This is a genomic window from Neobacillus vireti, from assembly GCF_036962345.1.
In the GTDB taxonomy this organism is placed as follows: Bacteria; Bacillota; Bacilli; order Bacillales; family Cytobacillaceae; genus Neobacillus; species Neobacillus vireti_A.
In genome coordinates this window covers 99,941-120,688 of sequence record NZ_JBALNB010000010.1, presented here as the reverse complement: position 1 = coordinate 120,688, position 20,748 = coordinate 99,941, and the positions used below count along the sequence as shown (strand labels likewise).

Annotated in this window: 19 protein-coding genes, 2 pseudogenes and 1 riboswitch; of the genes and pseudogenes, 16 read left to right on the top strand and 5 right to left on the bottom strand. The window is 38.3% G+C overall.

Annotated features, from left to right (window positions below; translation table 11 throughout):
* The first annotated feature begins 7 nt into the window (after positions 1-7).
* From comGC to V7108_RS12690, 6 genes are all read left to right on the top strand, one after another.
* Positions 8-322, top strand: coding sequence for a competence type IV pilus major pilin ComGC (comGC, locus tag V7108_RS12715; RefSeq protein WP_335513741.1), 315 nt, complete (start codon positions 8-10; stop codon positions 320-322).
* A complete protein-coding gene (comGD, locus tag V7108_RS12710) occupies positions 322-756 on the top strand; it encodes a competence type IV pilus minor pilin ComGD (protein ID WP_335513743.1) in 435 nt (144 codons plus the stop codon). Before comGC ends, comGD begins: the two co-directional genes overlap by 1 nt.
* On the top strand, positions 740-1,078 hold the full coding sequence (gene comGE / locus V7108_RS12705) for a competence type IV pilus minor pilin ComGE (protein WP_335513745.1): 339 nt from the start codon (positions 740-742) through the stop codon (positions 1,076-1,078). The genes comGD and comGE overlap by 17 nt, the downstream gene beginning before the upstream one ends.
* Entirely contained in the window at positions 1,026-1,502 is a 477-nt protein-coding gene (comGF, locus tag V7108_RS12700) for a competence type IV pilus minor pilin ComGF (protein WP_335513747.1), read from the top strand. Before comGE ends, comGF begins: the two co-directional genes overlap by 53 nt.
* A complete protein-coding gene (gene comGG / locus V7108_RS12695; protein ID WP_335513749.1) occupies positions 1,499-1,882 on the top strand; it encodes a competence type IV pilus minor pilin ComGG in 384 nt (127 codons plus the stop codon). Before comGF ends, comGG begins: the two co-directional genes overlap by 4 nt.
* A gap of 69 nt (positions 1,883-1,951) precedes the next feature.
* On the top strand, positions 1,952-2,137 hold the full coding sequence (locus V7108_RS12690; RefSeq protein ID WP_335513751.1) for a YqzE family protein: 186 nt from the start codon (positions 1,952-1,954) through the stop codon (positions 2,135-2,137).
* Between the two features lie 220 nt (positions 2,138-2,357).
* Here V7108_RS12690 and V7108_RS12685 read toward each other — a convergent pair whose 3' ends face one another.
* Positions 2,358-3,149 carry a YqhG family protein gene (locus tag V7108_RS12685; protein WP_335513752.1) on the bottom strand — a complete coding sequence of 264 codons (792 nt, stop codon included), beginning with the start codon at positions 3,147-3,149 and terminating at the stop codon, positions 2,358-2,360.
* Entirely contained in the window at positions 3,127-4,815 is a 1,689-nt protein-coding gene (locus V7108_RS12680) for a DEAD/DEAH box helicase (RefSeq protein WP_335568448.1), read from the bottom strand. The genes V7108_RS12685 and V7108_RS12680 overlap by 23 nt, the downstream gene beginning before the upstream one ends.
* A gap of 161 nt (positions 4,816-4,976) precedes the next feature.
* Positions 4,977-5,065, top strand: a riboswitch (glycine riboswitch).
* Positions 5,066-5,231: 166 nt separating this feature from the next.
* Here V7108_RS12680 and gcvT point away from each other — a divergent pair.
* From gcvT to gcvPB, 3 genes are read left to right on the top strand one after another with little or no spacing between them, the layout of a single operon-like run.
* A complete protein-coding gene (gene gcvT / locus V7108_RS12675; RefSeq protein ID WP_335568447.1) occupies positions 5,232-6,335 on the top strand; it encodes a glycine cleavage system aminomethyltransferase GcvT in 1,104 nt (367 codons plus the stop codon).
* Between the two features lie 21 nt (positions 6,336-6,356).
* A complete protein-coding gene (gene gcvPA, locus V7108_RS12670) occupies positions 6,357-7,703 on the top strand; it encodes an aminomethyl-transferring glycine dehydrogenase subunit GcvPA (RefSeq protein ID WP_335518314.1) in 1,347 nt (448 codons plus the stop codon).
* Positions 7,696-9,156: an aminomethyl-transferring glycine dehydrogenase subunit GcvPB gene (gene gcvPB / locus V7108_RS12665; protein WP_335568446.1), complete on the top strand. Its 1,461-nt coding sequence runs from the start codon at positions 7,696-7,698 to the stop codon at positions 9,154-9,156. Before gcvPA ends, gcvPB begins: the two co-directional genes overlap by 8 nt.
* Before the next feature lie 199 nt (positions 9,157-9,355).
* Here gcvPB and V7108_RS12660 read toward each other — a convergent pair whose 3' ends face one another.
* Positions 9,356-9,739, bottom strand: a complete 384-nt coding sequence (locus tag V7108_RS12660; protein WP_335518310.1) for a rhodanese-like domain-containing protein — start codon at positions 9,737-9,739, stop codon at positions 9,356-9,358.
* Between the two features lie 181 nt (positions 9,740-9,920).
* Here V7108_RS12660 and V7108_RS12655 point away from each other — a divergent pair, with 181 nt between their 5' ends.
* On the top strand, positions 9,921-10,757 hold the full coding sequence (locus tag V7108_RS12655; protein WP_335568445.1) for a lipoate--protein ligase family protein: 837 nt from the start codon (positions 9,921-9,923) through the stop codon (positions 10,755-10,757).
* A gap of 276 nt (positions 10,758-11,033) precedes the next feature.
* On the opposite strand, the gene V7108_RS12650 is transcribed toward V7108_RS12655, so the two are convergent.
* Entirely contained in the window at positions 11,034-11,513 is a 480-nt protein-coding gene (locus V7108_RS12650) for an SRPBCC family protein (RefSeq protein WP_335520728.1), read from the bottom strand.
* A 390-nt stretch (positions 11,514-11,903) separates the two neighbouring features.
* Between V7108_RS12650 and V7108_RS12645 the strand changes: the two are divergent.
* The 3 genes and pseudogenes from V7108_RS12645 to V7108_RS12635 all read left to right on the top strand — a co-directional run.
* Positions 11,904-13,346 (top strand): annotated as a pseudogene (locus V7108_RS12645) (vitamin B12-dependent ribonucleotide reductase); the annotation flags it as partial.
* 196 nt (positions 13,347-13,542) lie between these two features.
* Positions 13,543-14,478 carry a restriction endonuclease gene (locus tag V7108_RS12640; protein ID WP_335568444.1) on the top strand — a complete coding sequence of 312 codons (936 nt, stop codon included), beginning with the start codon at positions 13,543-13,545 and terminating at the stop codon, positions 14,476-14,478.
* A 60-nt stretch (positions 14,479-14,538) separates the two neighbouring features.
* Positions 14,539-15,648, top strand: a pseudogene (locus V7108_RS12635) (vitamin B12-dependent ribonucleotide reductase); the annotation flags it as partial.
* A 55-nt stretch (positions 15,649-15,703) separates the two neighbouring features.
* On the opposite strand, the gene chrA reads toward V7108_RS12635, so the two are convergent.
* Positions 15,704-16,885, bottom strand: a complete 1,182-nt coding sequence (gene chrA / locus V7108_RS12630) for a chromate efflux transporter (protein ID WP_335568443.1) — start codon at positions 16,883-16,885, stop codon at positions 15,704-15,706.
* A 216-nt stretch (positions 16,886-17,101) separates the two neighbouring features.
* Here chrA and V7108_RS12625 point away from each other — a divergent pair, with 216 nt between their 5' ends.
* From V7108_RS12625 to V7108_RS12615, 3 genes are all read left to right on the top strand, one after another.
* Positions 17,102-17,836: an urease accessory protein UreH domain-containing protein gene (locus tag V7108_RS12625; protein ID WP_335568442.1), complete on the top strand. Its 735-nt coding sequence runs from the start codon at positions 17,102-17,104 to the stop codon at positions 17,834-17,836.
* 166 nt (positions 17,837-18,002) lie between these two features.
* On the top strand, positions 18,003-18,209 hold the full coding sequence (gene copZ / locus V7108_RS12620; protein ID WP_335511744.1) for a copper chaperone CopZ: 207 nt from the start codon (positions 18,003-18,005) through the stop codon (positions 18,207-18,209).
* An 88-nt stretch (positions 18,210-18,297) separates the two neighbouring features.
* The gene (locus tag V7108_RS12615) at positions 18,298-20,712 is read left to right on the top strand and encodes a heavy metal translocating P-type ATPase (protein WP_335568441.1); all 2,415 of its coding nucleotides are present in this window, start codon (positions 18,298-18,300) and stop codon (positions 20,710-20,712) included.
* The last annotated feature ends 36 nt before the right edge of the window (positions 20,713-20,748 follow it).

Below are 20,748 nucleotides of genomic sequence, written 5' to 3'. Positions count from 1 at the left end.
ATATAAAATGAAAAATGAAAAAGGATTTACACTTGTTGAGATGATGATTGTTATGTTAGTTATTTCGGTTTTATTAATAATTACCATTCCAAATGTAGCAAAACATAATACGAATATTAACACCAAGGGCTGCGAAGCTTATGTGAAAATGGTACAGGCACAGGTTCAGTCGTATATCATGGACAAGAATAAGGTACCGACAATGGCTGAACTTATTTCTGCAGAATATCTAGTTGAAAATACCGGCTGTCCAAATGGAACTAAGGTTGTATCGATTGATTCTGAAGGAAAAGTAACCGCCGTAGCCAAAACTACACCCTAATGCCCCACAATCAAAAAGGATTTACTTTAATTGAATCTCTGATTGTACTCTCAATCTTTATGTTAATCTCCTCAATCACTGCCTTTAGCTTTAAGCCGCAGTTCACTTCTGCAAATGACAAGGCCTTTATTTCCCAATTTAAAGCAGATTTATATTACGGTCAGCAATACGCGATATCACATCAAATGGACGTTAAAGTCATCTTCTATGAAAATGATCATCTATATGCCCTTGTTGCTGGCACAGCTAGAATCCTGGAGAGGGATTATTCACCAAAGATTACTGTGATTCAAGGCACCATCCCCTTATATTTTAAGTTTACTCCAAATGGGAATGTAGACAGATTCGGTACAATGTTTATTACCACACCGATAAAAAGTTACCGATTAACCGTTTTGATTGGAAAGGGACGGTTTTATGTTATCGAAGAATGATGGATTTATTTTACTAGAACTCTTATTATCATTGTCTGCTTTGTTTATGTTGTGCACGTTTTTTATCCCTTTATTACTAGATCTAAACAATCAATCTCATCAGCTGCTCCGTAATAAAAAGGCCAAACAACTTTTGTTTGAGGAACTTCAGGCCAATTTAATTGAAGACAGGACTGGTGCTAGCTACTCAAAATTTCATAATGGAACAGAGTATAAGATTTACTGGCTGCCATCCCCGTTGGATGGTCAAGAGGAGGTGTGTGTAAAAGTTGTTGAACAAACATTTCTTCCAGGAAATGAAATCTGTGCTAAACCCGAATGAAAAAGCTTTTACACTCCTTGAAGTACTGTTCGCATTTTCAATTTTTACCACGATTGTATTTTTTATCATTCCATTATTGCCAATTATTGCAGACACAAAAGATTCGAATGAGAGACTACAGGAAATGGAATGGGAAGTATTTTGCAGCCAGGCAAAAAAGGAAATCCGTATCGGCTCTAAAGCGGAGGTACTATCAGGCAGGTTGGTACTAACAAATAATAATGAAACCATTTATTACGAGAAATATGGCAGTACGATAAGAAGACGTGTAAATTCAACTGGCCATGAGACATTACTGCAAAATGTAGCTGTGGTCACTTTTACTAAAATTAAAAACACAGTGGAAATTAATGTTGTTGATATTTGGGGAAAGGAATACAGTGTTGCGGTGCATTCCTATATTAAATGGGTTGCCGCAATATGAGGAAAAACGAAAAAGGATTTACATACCCATTGACTTTAGTGGTGCTCATCCTATTTCTGTCTTTCTTTTCCTTTCGTGTCGATCAGCTTTTAATTGAAAGAATGTTGTTTCGTGAAACAGCTGCAATTCTTCAGGAGGAGTATTATTTTCATTCTTCATTCAAAAAAATAGAAAAACTAATGCAATCGGGAGGTGCAGTTCCAGCCAAAGGCTCATTTCCTTATGCAAAAGGAAGAATGGAGTTTCAAGCGGACAGTCCAATTGGAACTGTACAAAAAATTAACTTTACTCTTAAACTGCATACAGGTGAAATCGTGGGGGGACGCGGGTTTTTCGATATTACATTAAAAAGGATGATTAAATGGACTGAAATAAATTAGGATTGACCCTCGTTTGAAATTTATAAACATGGATATACTTTTAGTGAAGAAATCAAAGCAGGTGTGCCCATGAAAACGAATGATTATGTAAAATATATGACTCAGACTCTTGTTAAATATGCGGACCAGCCAAAAGATGAGCGAAAACGACTGCGTGAAGAGCGAAAGCAAGCAAAAGCATCCTTTTGGTATCGCTGGTTTGGAATACTTCCTTATATTTTTTATATTGAATTGAAGAATAGAAGAAAAAGGTAAAGAAGCAGATTTTGTCTGCTTCTTTATTTTTTTGTCTAGCTCCAGTGCCTAGTGGCTTGGGTCATAAGCTTGTCTAGTTGCTGCTCATTGGGACTCGAGTCATAAGCCGTCCCCTGAAGAAGGCAAAAAGCGCCTTCTTGCAGGGTTCGTCTTAGGCCTGTCGCCCCTAGGAAAAATTGAACTGCATTTTTCCCTGGTCAAGGCACTTCCGCTTTTCGTATTAAACTGCCTTATCGGTTAAATAAAACAAACCACCATTAATAAATGAGATATTTATTTTTGGTTCATATTGATCCTGTAATGCCTTTTTCTCGGTTTCGTAACTTTCATTTTCTTCTTCTACATCCTCGTAAAAATGGTCAAGAAGCTGTAAATCCTTCTCCCAACGCTTCCGGGCATCTTCTGCCCAGGAATGATCCTCGCCTTCAATGATTGCTTTCAGATAGTTTTCAATCCTTGATAAACCACTTTTGGGTTTAACAAGCGGTGATAAGGTAAAGGAATAGTCTGGTATTTTCGGTGTTAGCTGCACAGTTTGCAGGCGATCGTCAAAATCTTCGACCATTTGTCCATTTATGAGCTGCAAGCCGATTGACTTATAAATATCCCGTTTCCGGTCGCATTGGTACGATATTTTAACATTCATGCACAGCCATGGCATAAGCGGAGTTTGTTGACTGCTATTTTGATGATTCTCATAAAGTCGAATATAGCTTGAAAGCTTTTTGGTTGATTGGAATATTTGGTGCAGGCGCGGAGAACCAAAATGGATGGTTTCCCCCTTAATATGTTCAGGAACAATCTGTGGGTTCGTAATAAAAGTAAGCTTCATCGGATTTGCTATCCCACCGGTTTTTTCTAAGTAATGCCAATAAAAGGGCCGATTCATTAATTCCTTATCGAGTTCAATCGTTAACTGTACGGTTAAGTATCCGGGACCATTTTCTGTTATTTCACATTCATTCGCTTGAAAATAGCGAATGAGAAAGTTATGAATTTCCAGCTGCTGCATGTGAATCCCCCTTTTGCATATCTTTTGCTAAATCAATCATCGATGTTAAGTTTTCCATCTTAATTCTCATTTCACCCTCAGAGCAGGATTGTCCAAATATATCAATTAAATGGTCTTCAATATTACCAAAGTCCAGCTTCGTAAGAATGTCGTCTAAATCCCCGATTACTTTTTCAAATAGTTCAATTTTTTCATATAATAGCTTAAGAATATGTTCTTCAACCGTGTTTTTGATGGCAAAATTATAAATCATCACATCTTTTTCCTGTCCAAGACGATGAATCCTTCCAATTCTTTGCTCAAGTCTCATTGGGTTCCAAGGTAAATCAAAATTAATAATATGATTACAAAATTGAAGGTTAATCCCTTCTCCGCCAGCTTCAGTCGCAATTAGTACCTGAGCATGCTTTTGAAAAAGTTCGCGCATCCAGTCTTTTTTGCCGCGTTTAAAGCCGCCGCGGAAGGGAACAGATGAAATTCCATTTTGCTTTAAAAACCATTGAAGGTACATTTGGGTTGCTCTATATTCAGTAAAAATAATCACTTTATCATTAATTTTTTGGATTAACTCCAATGTTTTTTCTGCCTTTGAGTTTGTTTGAACGGTTTCTACCTTCTTAATTAACGACTGGATTTGATCTTCAAATGCTTGAGTAGGATTTTCTTTTTTTTGCAGCATATTTTTAAGAGTATAAAAGACGGACTCCCTGCTGCTGCAGGCTTCCCGCTGTAATGTCATTACCGAGAATGCGCTGGTTTGAACCCAATCGCCTTCACTTTTTAGGTCGGTGATGGCATCGTACAAATTTCTCTCTTCAGGGGTAAACTCAATTGCAATCGTTTCAACATGTCTTTTGGTCCATTCAATACCAGTATCAGCGCGACGGTTACGAATCATTACCTTGTTCACTAGCTCTTTTAGGTGCTCATTGTCATTTAATGAGCGGGCGTCACGTTTGTATTTCTCATAAAATGCAGTCTCACTGCCTAAATGTCCAGGCTTTAATAGGGAAACAAGGTTAAAAATTTCTTCTATTCGATTTTGAATTGGAGTTGCCGTAAGCAACAGACAAAACTTCTTCTTTAAATTTTGAACAAATTCATAGTTTTTTGTTTTATTGTTTTTTAACTTGTGAGCTTCATCAATAATAATTAGATCGTAATCCTGCTTATAGATGATCTCACGGTGTGGCTCGCGCTTTGCTGTATCGATCGACGAGACGACGACATCGCATTGCTCCCATACATAGCTTTTCCGTTGGGAGACAGCAGGAATAAAAAATTTACTATTCAATTCATAAGACCACTGGGTTACTAAGGAAGCAGGTACAAGAATTAGGACTTTTTTTACAAGTCCGCGAATCATGTATTCTTTTAAAATAAGCCCGGCTTCTATCGTTTTCCCAAGCCCAACTTCATCTGCAAGAATAGCTTTTCCGTTCATATTCTCAATTACTTGCTTAGCGGTTTCAAGCTGGTGTGGAAGAGGCGTTAGATTAGGTAAATGCTTGGGTGCCTGTAATCCTTCAAATTCAGGGATAATCAGATTTTTTTCGACTCCAACCGCCAGCTTAAAAAGTTCCTTATTTCCCCATGGTCCATCATTTTCAATCCTATGTAAAAATTCATCCTGCCAAGAGGAATCAAATTCGATTTGAACATTCATGATGATTTCAGCTCCTTTTTTGCACAAATATTTATTGCTCAACATTATGCTTTAATGGTAGGATGGAAATAGCTTTGAAAGTTTTAAATATTGTAATAAAATAATTTTTTTAATAAGTATATTTTTTAGTATGACCCGATTGTAAAATTATTATAATGCGGATGATGATAAGGGGAGAGACTACAAATGTAGCGCCGAAGGAGCAAGCACAATGTGTGAATCTCTCAGGCAAAAGTACTCTTATTTGACGCAGCTCTGGAGAGTGCTGACTAATAGGGCAGCCACCAAAGGGGAAAGCCGGCTAAGGTAAACTTTCAGGTGCAAGGACAGAGACCCTCTTTTTGATAAAGGGGGCTTTCTGTCCTTTTTTGTTGTTTTTTGCGCTGAAATCGTAACTAGTTTAAGGGGGATTATTGATGACTGAATTAAAACGCACACCGCTATATGAAGTCTATAAGGAATATGGTGGAAAGACGATTGATTTTGGCGGCTGGGAACTGCCTGTTCAATTCTCAAGCATTAAGGAAGAACATGAAGCTGTCCGTACTAAGGCTGGTTTATTCGATGTTTCTCATATGGGAGAAGTAGAGGTAAAGGGATCAGATAGCCTGAATTACTTACAAAAAATGTTAACAAACGATATTTCTAAAATAAAAAATGGCGGAGCACAGTACAATGCTATGTGCTATGAAAATGGCGGTACTGTAGATGATCTTCTTGTCTATAAAATAGAGGATGATCACTACCTATTGGTTGTTAACGCCTCAAATATTGATAAGGATTATAAATGGCTAGAAGAGCATTTGGAAGGGGATGTATTGATAGATAACCTATCCGAAAAGATGGCGCTATTGGCTCTTCAAGGCCCCTTAGCAGATAAAGTGCTTCAAAAGCTTGTTGATGATATCAATATAAACGAAATAGGCTTCTTTAAGTTTCAACAAGAAGTGACAGTAAACGGTAAAAATGCACTTGTGTCTCGAACTGGTTATACCGGAGAAGATGGTTTTGAAATTTATTGTGATTCATCAGACGCAGTTGAACTTTGGAAGGCCATTCTTTCAGCGGGAGAAGAGGAAGGTGTTGTACCATGTGGCTTAGGCGCAAGGGATACACTGCGGTTTGAAGCGACATTGGCTCTTTATGGTCAAGAGTTATCACCTGAAATCTCTCCACTTGAAGCAGGTATTGGCTTTGCTGTTAAGTTAAATAAAGAAGCAGATTTTATTGGAAAAGAAGCACTTAAGAAGCAAAAAGAAGCAGGTGCTGCTAGAAAGTCAGTAGGTATTGAAATGATTGACCGCGGTATACCACGTCATGGGTATCCAGTCTATAAAGGCGAGGAATTAATTGGTGAAGTAACATCAGGAACTCAATCACCTTCCTTAAAAAAGAATATTGGTTTAGTTCTCATTAAGAGTGAATATGCAGGACTCGAGTCTGAAGTTGAAATTGAAATTCGCGGAAAACGCCTCAAGGCGAAAGTCGTACCAACACCTTTTTATAAACGAGAAAAGTAGACACGAAGGGAGATTAGGTTTATGAAACATCGTTATTTACCTATGACTGAAGAAGATAAAAAGGCAATGCTTGAAACCATTGGCGTTAGCTCCGTTGATGATTTATTCAGCGATATTCCAGAAAAAGTAAGATTTAAAGGTGAATATAACATTAAACCAGCAAAATCTGAGACTGCTTTGATGAAGGAATTATTTAAAATGGCTTCTCGGAACGCCGATTTAAAACAAAATGTATCTTTTTTAGGTGCAGGAGTATATGACCATTACATGCCGATCATTGTTGACCATGTAATTTCTCGCTCTGAATTTTATACTGCCTATACACCATATCAGCCTGAAATCTCACAAGGTGAGCTTCAAGCCATCTTTGAATTCCAGACCATGATTTGTGAGTTAACAGGAATGGATGTTGCGAACTCCTCAATGTACGATGGCGGTACAGCACTTGCTGAAGCTGCCATGTTAAGTGCAGGGCATACAAAACGGAAGAAAATTCTTGTTTCGAGTGCAGTTCACCCTGAATCAAAGGAAGTTCTTAAAACCTATGCAAAAGGTCAATATATCGAAGTAATTGAAGTACCAGTTAACAATGGGATTACAGATATTGAAGCGTTAAAAGGTTTGGCGAATGAAGAGATTGCAGCAGTTATTGTTCAGTATCCGAACTTCTTTGGACGAATTGAGCCATTAAAAGAGTTAGAAGAAATCATTCACGCCAACAAGTCATTGTTTGTAGTTTCCTCAAACCCGCTTTCTCTTGGAGTACTAACACCTCCAGGTAAATTTGGAGCAGACATTGTAATCGGTGATGCCCAGCCGTTTGGAATCCCAACTGCATTTGGCGGACCACATTGCGGTTATTTTGCCGTAACGAATAAATTAATGCGTAAGGTACCTGGACGTCTTGTCGGTCAGACTACGGATGACCAGGGACGCCGTGGATTTGTATTAACTCTGCAGGCTCGTGAACAGCATATCCGTCGTGATAAAGCGACTTCTAATATTTGTTCAAACCAAGCATTAAATGCTTTGGCTGCGTCAGTTGCCATGACAGCTCTTGGGAAAAAAGGTGTACGTGAAATGGCAGCAGCAAACTTGCAGAAGGCACACTATGCAAAAAATGCTTTTAAAGAAGCAGGTTTTGAAGTTGTCTACGAAGGACACTCCTTTAATGAATTTGTCGTAAAATTAAATAAACCAGTAAAAGAAATCAATCAAGAGTTGTTACAAAAGGGTATCATTGGCGGTTACGATTTAGGACGTGATTATCCTGAGCTTGCAAACCATATGCTGGTTGCTGTAACAGAGCAAAGATCAAAGGATGAAATCGAAACTCTTGTAAAAGAAGTGGGGGATTTGAATGCATAACCAAGACCAGGCACTCATTTTTGAATCTAGTACACCAGGAAGAATTGGATACAGCCTCCCGGAAATGGATGTTCCTGAATTAGACCTTAGTAGCCTTCTGCCTGCAGGATACCTGCGCAGCGAGGAGCCGGAGCTTCCTGAGGTTTCAGAGCTTGATATTATGCGTCATTATACTGCTCTATCAAGAAGAAATCATGGCGTAGATTCTGGTTTCTATCCATTAGGCTCATGTACGATGAAATACAATCCGAAAATTAATGAAAATGTAGCACGATTTAATGGGTTTGCTCATGTTCATCCATTGCAGGATGAAAGCTCCGTTCAAGGTGCTCTAGAGTTGTTGTATGATCTGCAGCAGCATTTGATTGAAATTACAGGGATGGATGAAGTTACTTTACAACCGGCTGCTGGCGCTCATGGGGAATGGACTGGATTGATGATGATTCGTGCCTTCCATGAAGCCAATGGAGATTTGAAACGAACAAAGGTTATTGTTCCAGACTCTGCTCATGGAACAAACCCAGCTTCTGCCACTGTTGCAGGTCTTGAAACGATTACAGTAAAATCAAATGAATTTGGTCTAGTGGACCTTGATGATTTGAGAAGAGTGGTCGGTGAAGATACAGCTGCTTTAATGTTAACAAATCCAAATACTCTTGGCCTTTTTGAAGAAAATATCGTCGAAATGGCTGAAATCGTTCATGCTGCAGGCGGAAAGCTTTATTATGATGGTGCAAACTTAAATGCCGTACTATCAAAAGCTAGACCTGGAGATATGGGATTTGACGTGGTTCACTTAAATCTTCATAAAACCTTTACAGGTCCACATGGCGGCGGAGGTCCTGGTTCCGGTCCTGTGGGTGTCAAAGCTGACTTGATTCCGTATTTGCCGAAGCCAATTATTACAAAACGCGGCGAGGAGTATGTATTTGATTACGACCGTCCACAGTCCATCGGCCGTGTGAAGCCTTTCTATGGTAACTTTGGTATCAATGTTCGTGCATATACTTACATCCGTTCAATGGGTCCTGATGGCTTAAAAGCGGTAACTGAATATGCTGTGTTAAATGCAAATTATATGATGAGAAGACTTGCTGAGTATTATGATCTTCCATTTGATAAGCATTGCAAACATGAATTCGTATTGAGCGGACGACGTCAGAAGAAATTAGGGGTTCGTACCTTGGATATCGCAAAACGCCTGCTTGATTTCGGCTATCATCCACCAACCATCTACTTCCCATTAAATGTGGAAGAATGTATCATGATTGAACCAACGGAAACAGAATCAAAAGAGACGTTAGATTCGTTCGTTGACATCATGATTCAAATTGCCAAAGAGGTTGAAGAGAATCCAGAAATTGTCCAAGAAGCACCGCATACAACCGTAGTCGGTCGTATGGACGAAGCAACAGCGGCTCGTAAGCCTATTTTAAGGTATCAAAAAGCATAATATTATTTTGGTCAGGTTCAGGGTGCTGAATCTGACCTTTTTGCTTTTCGGGGTATGGGAATTGTGCCCATTAAACACGTCGACGAAAAATAGGGGAAGAATCAGAGGGGGATATTGCCCGTAAATCACTAAGTCAAGAGAGTTAGGTAACAATCTAAGGTAATAAAAGGACTTCCGTATATAGGAAGTCCTCTTCGATCTATTTCTTTGCTTTTATTTTACCGCCCCATTTTTTAAAGCCGCCTTGCAGCTGGGTAAGGTCTTTATAACCTTTTCGATATAACATTTGGGCTGCTCGAGCACTGCGCAAACCATTTTGGTCATATAGATATACAGGCAGGTCAGGACGAAGTTCCTTCATTCTCATTCTTAACTGAGACATTGGAATATTACGAGCTCCCAAAATGTGACCTGCATCGAATTCGTTTGCTTCACGAACATCGATTAACTGTGCCTTTCTATAACCGGCACGAAACTCCTCTTCCGTTACCGTTTTAACAATCCTTTTTTGATAAAAATAGGTGAAAACGGAATAAGCCGCAACTGCAATAATGATAACAAGTAGGACATAAAGTGAATTCAATTTCTATTGCTCCTTTCAAGCATGGTACACTATGTTTTATTATATAAGTCAAACCAATAAAGATAAAGAATAAACGACAAAAAACTTCATAATAAATTATATCAGAACATCTCGGTTTGAATTCAAAACAGAATTTGGTAGACTTAAACTCGGGTAAACTACATAAAGATGAGGTTTTTATATGAAGAAAGAAGTTTGGCGTTTTATAGACTCTGGGAATTGTTCTCCCTCTTTTAATATGGCATTAGATGAGGCATTACTTGATTGGCACAGCGAGGGAAAAATACCTCCTGTGATTCGTTTCTATGGTTGGGACCCTGCAACACTATCGATTGGTTATTTTCAAAAGGTCGAAAAGGAAATTGACTTAGAAGCTGTAAAAGACCTAGGATTAGGTTTTGTTAGACGTCCGACTGGCGGACGAGGAGTACTTCATGAGCATGAACTTACTTATAGTGTCATTGTTTCAGAAGAGCACCCAGAAATGCCCAAGACTGTCACAGAGGCTTACCGTGTGATTTCTGAAGGAATACTTAAAGGGTTTCATCAACTAGGACTAGAAGCTTATTTTGCAGTACCTAGAACGGATGAAGAACGAAGTGCTTTAAAAAATCCTCGGTCTGCTGTTTGTTTCGATGCACCGAGCTGGTATGAGCTTGTGGTTGAAGGGCGAAAGGTTGCTGGGAGTGCACAAACAAGACAAAAAGGAGTCATTCTACAACACGGCTCAATCTTATTAGATATTGATGAAGACAAGTTGTTTCGCTTATTTAAATATCCAAATGAGAGAGTAAAGGAACGGATGAAATCAGCATTTAAAAATAAAGCTGTGGCGATTAATGAAATTAGTTCTAGAAGAATCACATTAGACGAGGCAAAAGAAGCTTTTTATAAAGGCTTTGCAGAGGGACTTAATATCGAATTGGAAACCTATCAATTAACTGAAGAAGAACTTGCATATGTTAATAAAATCGCAAAAGAGCGTTACGAAAATGATGAGTGGAATTATAAAAGGTAATTCCATTCATGAGGTCCAAAAAGAAGAGTAATGGAGAGAGAACGGGCCACATGAAGGGTTCATGAAGCCCGAAAGAAGAGTAATGAGAGAAACGGGCCACATGAAGGGTTCATGAAGCCCGAAAGAAGAGTAATGAGAGAAAACGGGCCTCATAAAGGGTTCATGAAGCCCGAAAATAAGAGTAAGAGAGATACAAGGCATCATGAACTACTTTTGATTAAATTTATAGCAAACAAAAAGGAGGCGGACACAATAGTATTGGGTCCGCCTAAGCTGTTATTGTAGAGTCACTTTCTCGATTTCTTTCACATATTTTTCATACCAGATTTCCCATTCATCTTTCCGTTCGATTGTCCTGCCATCTAGCAATGCAGAAATTACGTCTAAACATACATGCCAGCCTGCAAGGTCTCTTGGGGTATGATCGGTTAAATTATTTATTTTTTCAATCAAGACTAATGAACAGCCATCTGGTTCCTCAGACAATTCGAACCGAACAGTGTCTGGCCACCAAGTAAATTCTAAAACAGAATGTAATTTTAATTCTAGGATTGTTAGTTCCTCAAACGTTCCATCCCCCATATCAAATTTAATTACTCCGCCTTCGCGAAGTTCGTCTACACGTAATTCTGAAAACCATTTTGGAAGTTTTTCGTTATCGGTTAAATAAGACCATACCTCTGCAACTGAATGTTTAAGATGGCGTTTATATATTGCAGAATAGCCGTTTTCCACTTTTTCAATTCGTGCTATCATCTATTTTTTCCTCCTTAATATTTCACTTTCCTAAAGTATACCTTTTTTAATATTCTTGGTAATCAATTTATCTCCTCTTATATCGGGAATTTTCCTATAAGTAGAAATCGCAACCTGCGAAATTTGTTAAATTACCCTGTTTTTTGCCGAAATTTAATAGATATCTTATTTATTCTCCTGTTTCTAGTTTATTTTGAGTTTGACAAACTTGTGTTTTTCTGCCTGAACACAATATGTAGTATTGTCGAAAATATTTTCGGTACTATATATTGATTTGTTCCTCCTATCTGTGTTAATTTATTTATATTAAGTCAACAAGTGAATACAAGATATAGTTTTCATACTAGAATCTTACACAATATATAGAATTATTTTGAAGGAGTTGTTCTCATGTCTATAGTTTTTAGACAAAAAATGAATATTGATTTTGAAAGGTTGAATGAGGATATCCACTTATTCCCTCAGGTGCACCCAGTAACCCCAGATATGAAAATAACTCATAAGGGTGTTTCACGTTTGGTCATGTTGGACCGCTACACCTTCAAAGATACTGCAAAAATAACCCTAACAAATGGCGACTTTGTTGTTCTTACTATTAAAGAAGATCCAAAATTCCCTGCACGTGGTCTTGGATACATTATGGAAATAGATTGGGAGCGTAAAAAAGCAAAGGTTTTAGTAGAAGAGGAATTTAGAGGTGTCCTTGATGACCCTGAAGAAAGCACAACAGGATTAATATGGCGTTCACTGGATGTGATTGAGAAACCTCTTGAATTGTTTTATGAGCAAATTGCCAAGCGAAATGCAACTGGACTTGCCTCAGTTGAAGAGACGGAAGAGAAACGAATTAAGTGGTTTGAGAAGTTTTACAATGAGCTTGTATCGATGAACTTCATTCCAGCGGGTCGTGTCCTTTATGGAGCAGGAGCAGAAACGGATGTAACATTCTTTAACTGCTACGTAATGCCTTTTGTTCCAGACTCACGTGAAGGAATTTCCGATCATCGTAAGCAGGTAATGGAAATCATGAGCCGCGGCGGCGGTGTAGGAACAAATGGTTCAACATTACGCCCAAGAAACACTTTAGCAAGAGGCGTTAATGGAAAATCATCTGGTTCGGTTTCGTGGTTAGATGATATTGCGAAATTGACGCATTTAGTTGAACAAGGTGGGTCGCGCAGGGGTGCTCAGATGATCATGCTTTCGGACTGGCACCCAGACGTAATTGAATTTATTATCTCAAAAATGCAAAATCCAAGAATTCTACGATTCTTAATTGATAATACAAACGATGAAACTATAAAGAAACATGCCAAAGATAAACTTAAATTTACTCCCTTAACAGGTCAAGAGAAGGCAATGTACCAGGGAATCGTCAATTACAAACACATTCCTGGATTAGGTGGTTTCGGTGAGGAAGTCATCGCTGAGGCTGAAGAGAAGCTTCAAACTGGCGGTAACTATACAGTTCACAATCCAGATTTCCTAACCGGTGCTAATATTTCTATTTGTTTGACGAAAGAATTCATGGAAGCTGTTGAAAATGATAGTGAGTACGAGCTTCGATTCCCATATGTTGAACATTATAGTAAAGAGGAAATGAAGATTTACAATGAAGAATGGCATAATGTTGGAGACGTACGCGAATGGGAGAGACTCGGTCATAAAGTACGGGTATATAAGAAAATTCAAGCAAAAGAGCTTTGGAATCTTATAAACATTTGTGCTACTTACTCTGCTGAACCAGGAATTTTCTTCATCGATAATGCTAACGACATGACCAATGCAAAAGCCTATGGGCAGCAAGTCGTTGCAACAAATCCGTGTGGTAAGGTGGCTTAAGTTTGCCTCACGTTAAAAATTGCGGAATTAAGCGGGAACCCTGAGATGGGAATCCGAACCGAAGGCTGAAGGTAAAACTTCAGTCAGGGGCAACGCATACGAAGTGATCCTGCGACTGCAGACTATAATCTTCGCACGAGGCCGCAACATTACACTCATTTCATACCGAATAGAAGGAGTTAATAAGATGAATAGAGGGTATGCAGGCTTTTATAAAGGGTTCTTTCTAAGAAGTTCCTATGAGTATGCATACGCGAAATTCCTTGACTATAATTCTTTTTCTTGGGGATATGAAGAGCAAACTTTTGATATAGGATATAAAATTTATAAGCCTGATTTTTTTATCTACAATTCCACCAACAAATTGGAAAAAATAGTTGAAATTAAATCTAGAAATAAAATTGCTAAAGAAACAGCTCTTAAATCATTGGAAATAATACAATCGAGATTTAATATTCCTTGTGAACTGATTTCTTATGAAGAACTTCTACGTATTTATAGTGATTTACCATATACATTAAACTCTACAATATCAGAGTGGATAAATGATGAAAAAAACACTATAAATAAATCGTTGCATGGATCCTTAAATGGCCACTTTAACATAAAACATTCGAATGCTACCAAAAAGAATATTGGAGAACATACAAAAAAATTATGGAGTTCAAATAGCCTAGCTAAACAAAAAATGCTAGAAGGTTTAAGAAACTCTGGTTTAGCTCAAAAAGGCAAAATAAAAACTCAAAGAGTGATTAGGTATTGTTTAAAGTGCGGGAAAGAATTCCAATCATTAATAACTTCTCCAAAAAAATATTGTAGCTTACAGTGTTCAGGGGCTATTGCGATTAAACATGCGACTGAAGAATATGTTAAACAAAGAAACAATGTTCATAGTGAAATAAGAGATTTTATTATCCAATGGTCATTGGCAAATGTTGATTTAGTTCAATTAACTCCAATGAATAAAATTAAAACTTCAATTAATTCATTAACAATAGAAATTGAGAAACAATTTGGAGTTAAAGATTTAAGAGTAATTTCAAAAGCAGTCTTTGGTGAGGATTGTGGAAGAAAAGAGCTTATTAATTTTATGAAAAAGGTGTGTAATGAAAAGATATGCTGAACTAACGGGAAAATCAACCGTTAGAACTAGAGGATAAAAAGCCTTTAGGATAACAAACTGGAACAACCTCTCGCACCATTTTCTGTATGTAACCTTGCAGCTGTTAATCTTGCAGAAATGGCTGATAAGGAAACGAAAACAGTAGATTTTGAAAAGTTAAAGAAAACAGTAGCAATTGGCGTTAGGATGCAGGATAACGTTATTAATGCTACGCCATACTTCCTTGAGGAAAATAAAAAGCAAGCTCTTGGAGAGCGCCGTGTAGGTCTTGGCGTTATGGGTTTGCATGATATGCTAATCTATTGTGAAACGGTATATGGCTCAGAAGAAGGAAATAAACTTGTTGATCAAGTTTTTGAAGTAATTGCAACCACAGCGTATAAAACATCAGTGGAATTAGCCAAAGAAAAGGGAAGCTTCCCATTCTTAAACGGTGAAACACGCGAAGAAACAAATCGTTTACGTCAAGCATTTATTGATACAGGATATATGAAAAAAATGCCTGAGGACGTTCGTCAATCTATATTAGAAAATGGAATAAGGAATTCCCATTTGCTAACTGTTGCTCCTACTGGATCCACTGGTACCATGGTTGGGGTTTCCACAGGCCTTGAACCTTATTTCTCCTTCTCTTATTTCCGAAGTGGACGTTTAGGTAAATTTATCGAAGTAAAAGCTGATATCGTTCAAGAATACCTTGATAAACACCCCGAAGCTGATTCAGATAATCTTCCAAGCTGGTTCGTGGCAGCAATGGAACTTGCACCTGAAGCGCATGCGGATGTTCAATGTGTGATTCAGCGCTGGATTGACAGCTCAATCAGTAAAACTGTAAATGCTCCACAAGGATATAGTGTTGAACAAGTGGAAAAAGTGTATGAGCGTCTTTACAAAGGTGGAGCTAAGGGTGGTACAGTCTATGTGGATGGATCACGTGATTCACAAGTCCTTACCCTTAAAGCAGAAGAAAACGAGATTCCAACATTCAAAGAAAAGACTAAACAACATGTGGTACTTGTTGATACCATTAGTGACCTTCGTTCAACTGATGTTACAATCGGTTCAGAAGTTGGAAACACATGCCCAGTCTGTCGAAAAGGAAAAGTAAAAGAAATCGGCGGATGTAATACATGTTCCAACTGTGGTACACAGCTTAAGTGTGGTTTATAAAAATGAAAAACGAGGAGTCCTTTAAATAATAGGACATCCTCGTTTTTTTCATATATCAAACTAGACTTATCAAATACCCACCAACGCTCCCGGTAATCACAACTACCCAAGGAGGCAGCTTCCAACAGGCAAGCATACAGAACAATAGCGCAGCGAACGCAAAATCCATTGGTACTAAAATCGAGCTAGTCCAAATTGGATCATAAAATGCCGAAATTAATATTCCAACAACAGCTGCATTTACCCCCATTACTGCTCCTTTTATTTTTGGATTACCGCTTAAGCTGGTCCAAAATGGTAATGTACCTAATACCAGCAAAAACGCAGGGAGAAAGATTGCAAAGGTGGCAAGTAAACCTCCAGCCCAGCCATCCACGACGGCACCAATATAGGCAGCGAAGGTAAACAATGGTCCAGGTACTGCCTGGGCTGCTCCATATCCAGCTAGGAATGCTTCTTTACTGAGCAAGCCGCTAGGAACAAATTCGCGTTCCAATAATGGTAAAACCACATGCCCGCCCCCGAAAACCAAAGAACCAGATCGATAAAAGCTATCAAACATCGCCACCCAGCTAGAAGCTGTCAACTCTCTTAAAACTGGCAGAATGATCAATAACCCAAAAAACAAACCTAAACAAACGACGGCTACCATACGAGAAAGTGGAAACTGTATAGACGTGGAAGAATCTTCCTTCTGCCCTTTATAAATGAACAGTCCCATCACAGCAGCAACCACAATCACACCAACCTGTGAAAAAGCAGTTTGCCATAGAAGTGTACCTATTAAAGCAAACAAAGCAATCGACTTTCGAGTAAGATCAGGAGTTAACTTTTGTGACATACCTAAAATGGCATGAGCAACGACTGCAACTGCGACAATTTTTAACCCATGAATCCAACCGGCATTTCCAACATCCATTCCTTGGAGTATCAGGGCAAAAAGGATAAGAGCAATGACGGAAGGAAACGTAAAACCAAGAAATGCAAAAATCCCGCCTAATAATCCTCCCCGTAATACCCCAACTCCAATCCCAACCTGACTGCTAGCTGGACCGGGCAAAAATTGACAAAGAGCTACTAAACTAGCATAACCCTGTTCGTTAAGCCATTTTCTCCTGCGAACATACTCTTCATGAAAATACCCTAAATGAGCGATTGGACCTCCAAATGATGTAAGACCTAGCTTGGTTGAAACGATAAGGATTTCGAATAGTAATGATAACTTTTTTTGTTTCATAGATCCCCCTATTTTTGTGCTAGATTGTATTTACTCCTATTTTAAATGGTTCGATGAAAGTTTTATGTTAATTGTTTGTAAAGCTTTATTAACGTTATATTTCCTAAGGTGTTGCAAAATTGTCAAAATCTCTACATACCATCTTCATATAATCTGAGTACTATTGATATAGTAGTAATTAACAAAAACAGTTTTTACTAGAATACAGGTGATCCTATGTATAACGTATTAAGCCAGTTTAGTGCGTTTGTCAGCAAACCGTTTTTTATCATTGCGAATAACTTGGAATCATGGCCGATTGTTTTTGCTTTAATTTTGGGACTAGTGGGTGCACTGGCACCATGTCAACTAACTGGAAACATCAGTGCATTAACACTATACGGTAACCGTTCCTTCCAGGAAAAAATCGTCTGGAAAGATGTTATCTTTTTCACTTTAGGGAAAATCGCAGCTTTCTCGTTGTTGGGTGCCCTTGTTTGGATTTTAGGAAGGGAAATTCAAGATAATCTCATAACCTATTTTCCTTGGATTCGCAAAATAATGGGGCCGCTACTAATCATTGTTGGGATATACATGTTAGGAATAATAAAAATCAAGGGGACAATTAATTTATTTAAAAGCACCAAAGTGTACAAACAGGAAACCCCATTTGGTTCATTTATGTTAGGATTTAGTTTTTCCCTTGCATTCTGTCCGACCATGTTTATCTTATTCTTTGTTACCCTTATGCCAGTTGTTTTGTCCAACTCATATGGGTTTATTCTGCCGTCTATATTTGCATTTGGAACTGCTCTGCCGCTGCTCCTATTTATTTTTATTATTTGGTACCTAGGCGGTGGTGGTGTATTAATGAAAAAAGGAAGAAAATTCGGTGTCATCATCCAAAGGATATCAGGATTCATTATGTTACTGCTCGGTATAATGGACTCCATTACTTATTGGTCACTTTAAAGGTTAAAAAACAGAAGTATGAACAAAATGTGAAAGTTGGTAAATAATAAAATAAATAGATAAAAAGCACTTTACATAGGGTAGGGGGGTATGGTTAAATAAAGATAAGAACTTTACCTTAATACAAGGTTAATAAAATGGCTAATTAGGAAAGGGAGTATAAAATATGGAAAAAGTAACATTAAACGTTCAAGGTATGTCATGCAATCATTGCGTAAAAGCTGTTGAAGGCAGTGTCGGTGAACTTAACGGTGTCAGCTCTGTAACAGTTAATTTAAAAGCTAATACAGTAGATGTTGAATTTAACAATCAAGAGGTAACCCTCGATAAAATCAAAGAAACGATTGATGATCAAGGTTATGATGTAAAGTAAAAAAAATTGAAAGACACGTGCTATATAAGAATAGCACGTTCTTTTTACAATTTATTATACCCTAAAGGGGTATAAAGGGGTGGATTTTATGGCTCAAAGTTTAAAAGAAACCAATTTGCAAATCTCTGGAATGACCTGTGCTGCTTGTGCAACAAGAATTGAAAAGGGAATAAATAAATTAGAAGGTGTAGTAACAGCAAACGTCAATTTAGCTCTAGAAAAATCCGCTGTTAAATACGATCCAGAAAAATTAAAGGTTGAAGACATTGAGAAAAAAATCAGAGATCTTGGGTATGACGTAGTTACCGAAAAAGCTGAGTTTGATATAACCGGGATGACCTGTGCAGCTTGCTCAACCAGAATTGAAAAAGGTTTAAATAAACTAGAGGGTGTTATGAAGGCAAATGTGAACCTAGCCCTTGAAAAAGCGACGGTTGAGTATAACGGTACGGCTATATCACCGACTGACATTATTAAGAAAGTTGAAAACCTTGGATATGGAGCCCATATAAAAGAGGACGCAAAAGAAACAAGCGATTATCGTCAAAAAGAAATTAATAAACAAACAAAAAAGTTTATATTTTCGGCGATTCTATCTCTCCCACTATTATGGGCTATGGTTGGCCATTTTTCATTTACATCCTTTATCTGGGTTCCTGAAGCCTTTATGAATCCGTGGGTTCAGCTTGCATTGGCAACACCCGTTCAATTTATAATCGGTGCCCAGTTCTATATCGGAGCCTATAAGGCGTTGAAAAATAAAAGTGCCAATATGGATGTTCTTGTTGCTTTAGGTACATCCGCAGCTTACTTTTACAGTTTATATTTATCGATTATGTCGATTTCCATGGGTACTCACACCATTGAACTTTATTATGAAACCAGTGCAGTCCTTATTACATTAATTATCCTTGGTAAGCTTTTTGAAGCAAAAGCAAAAGGTCGTTCGTCAGAAGCGATTAAGAAATTAATGGGGCTTCAAGCTAAGACGGCATCGGTTGAAAGAAATGGGCTAGAACAAGAAATTCCGCTTGAAGAAGTTATCGTGGGTGATATCCTTTATATCAAGCCTGGAGAAAAAATACCGGTGGACGGAAAAATTATCGAAGGAAATTCAGCCATTGATGAATCCATGCTTACAGGAGAAAGTGTCCCTGTTGATAAGAGTATCGGTGATGAAGTGATCGGTGCAACTCTTAACAAAAATGGCTTTATAAAGGTTGAGGCAAAGAAGGTTGGAAGGGACACTGCGCTGGCACAAATCATTAAGGTGGTCGAAGAGGCACAAGGTTCGAAGGCTCCTATTCAGCGCCTAGCTGATAAAATATCTGGCATATTTGTTCCAATCGTTGTAGGTATTGCTGTTATTGCTTTTATTATTTGGTATGTGTGGGTTGCACCTGGTGATTTTGCAGAAGCTTTAGAAAAAATGATTGCGATCCTCGTGATTGCCTGCCCATGTGCATTAGGTTTAGCAACACCAACCTCCATCATGGCTGGTTCAGGAAGAGCAGCTGAATATGGCATTCTGTTTAAAGGTGGAGAACATTTGGAAATGACCCACCGAATTTCTACAGTTGTATTGGATAAAACCGGGACAGTTACAAATGGAACCCCTGTTTTAACTGATGTTTTCACCAATCAATTCTTTGATGAAAATGAATTTTTATCCTTAGTTGCTTCAGCTGAAAAACAATCTGAGCATCCTCTTGCACAGGCAATCGTTGAAGGAATAAATGAGAAAGGAATTCCTTTGAAGAATGTGACTGAATTCGAAGCTATTCCTGGATTCGGAATCAAAGCAATGGTCGATGGTAAAGAATTATTAGTTGGTACTAGAAAATTAATGAATAAGTACAATGTGCAGGTTGATGGTGTACTTGCACAAATGGATGAATTAGAAAAAGTAGGGAAAACAGCAATGCTAGCAGCTATTAATGGTCAATATGCAGGTACTGTTGCTGTTGCAGATACGATTAAGGAAACCTCAAAAATGGCGATTAGCCGCCTCAAAAACATGGGGCTTGATGTCATTATGATCACGGGCGATAATCACCAAACTGCATTAGCGATTGCAAAGCAAGCAGGTATTGACCAGGTAATTGCTGAGGTTCTTCCAGAAGGTAAGGCAGATGAAATTAAGAAACTGCAGGCTCAAGGCAAGAAAGTAGCCATGGTTGGAGATGGAATCAACGATGCGCCTGCTCTTGCGGTTGCAGACATTGGTATGGCTATAGGAACAGGAACAGATGTAGCGATGGAAGCAGCCGATATTACGCTTATTCGCGGGGATTTAAATAGTATTGCTGACGCAATCTTCATGAGTAAGAAGACGATTACGAACATAAAGCAAAATCTTTTCTGGGCACTCGCCTATAATTCGCTTGGTATCCCAGTAGCTGCACTTGGTTTCTTAGCCCCTTGGCTTGCCGGCGCTGCCATGGCATTTAGTTCCGTTTCAGTTGTCCTGAATGCATTACGATTACAAAAAGTTAAACTATAAAGTTCTTATCCAAAGGCTGACACATAATTGTCAGCC

Coding starts and splice junctions, on each gene's coding strand:
- comGC (WP_335513741.1), top strand. CDS start 8: ATGAAAAATGAAAAAGGATTTACACTTGTTGAGATGATGATTGTTATG.
- comGD (WP_335513743.1), top strand. CDS start 322: ATGCCCCACAATCAAAAAGGATTTACTTTAATTGAATCTCTGATTGTA.
- comGE (WP_335513745.1), top strand. CDS start 740: ATGTTATCGAAGAATGATGGATTTATTTTACTAGAACTCTTATTATCA.
- comGG (WP_335513749.1), top strand. CDS start 1,499: ATGAGGAAAAACGAAAAAGGATTTACATACCCATTGACTTTAGTGGTG.
- V7108_RS12690 (WP_335513751.1), top strand. CDS start 1,952: ATGAAAACGAATGATTATGTAAAATATATGACTCAGACTCTTGTTAAA.
- V7108_RS12685 (WP_335513752.1), bottom strand. CDS start 3,149: ATGCAGCAGCTGGAAATTCATAACTTTCTCATTCGCTATTTTCAAGCG.
- V7108_RS12680 (WP_335568448.1), bottom strand. CDS start 4,815: ATGAATGTTCAAATCGAATTTGATTCCTCTTGGCAGGATGAATTTTTA.
- gcvT (WP_335568447.1), top strand. CDS start 5,232: ATGACTGAATTAAAACGCACACCGCTATATGAAGTCTATAAGGAATAT.
- gcvPA (WP_335518314.1), top strand. CDS start 6,357: ATGAAACATCGTTATTTACCTATGACTGAAGAAGATAAAAAGGCAATG.
- gcvPB (WP_335568446.1), top strand. CDS start 7,696: ATGCATAACCAAGACCAGGCACTCATTTTTGAATCTAGTACACCAGGA.
- V7108_RS12655 (WP_335568445.1), top strand. CDS start 9,921: ATGAAGAAAGAAGTTTGGCGTTTTATAGACTCTGGGAATTGTTCTCCC.
- V7108_RS12650 (WP_335520728.1), bottom strand. CDS start 11,513: ATGATAGCACGAATTGAAAAAGTGGAAAACGGCTATTCTGCAATATAT.
- V7108_RS12640 (WP_335568444.1), top strand. CDS start 13,543: ATGAATAGAGGGTATGCAGGCTTTTATAAAGGGTTCTTTCTAAGAAGT.
- chrA (WP_335568443.1), bottom strand. CDS start 16,885: ATGAAACAAAAAAAGTTATCATTACTATTCGAAATCCTTATCGTTTCA.
- V7108_RS12625 (WP_335568442.1), top strand. CDS start 17,102: ATGTATAACGTATTAAGCCAGTTTAGTGCGTTTGTCAGCAAACCGTTT.
- copZ (WP_335511744.1), top strand. CDS start 18,003: ATGGAAAAAGTAACATTAAACGTTCAAGGTATGTCATGCAATCATTGC.
- V7108_RS12615 (WP_335568441.1), top strand. CDS start 18,298: ATGGCTCAAAGTTTAAAAGAAACCAATTTGCAAATCTCTGGAATGACC.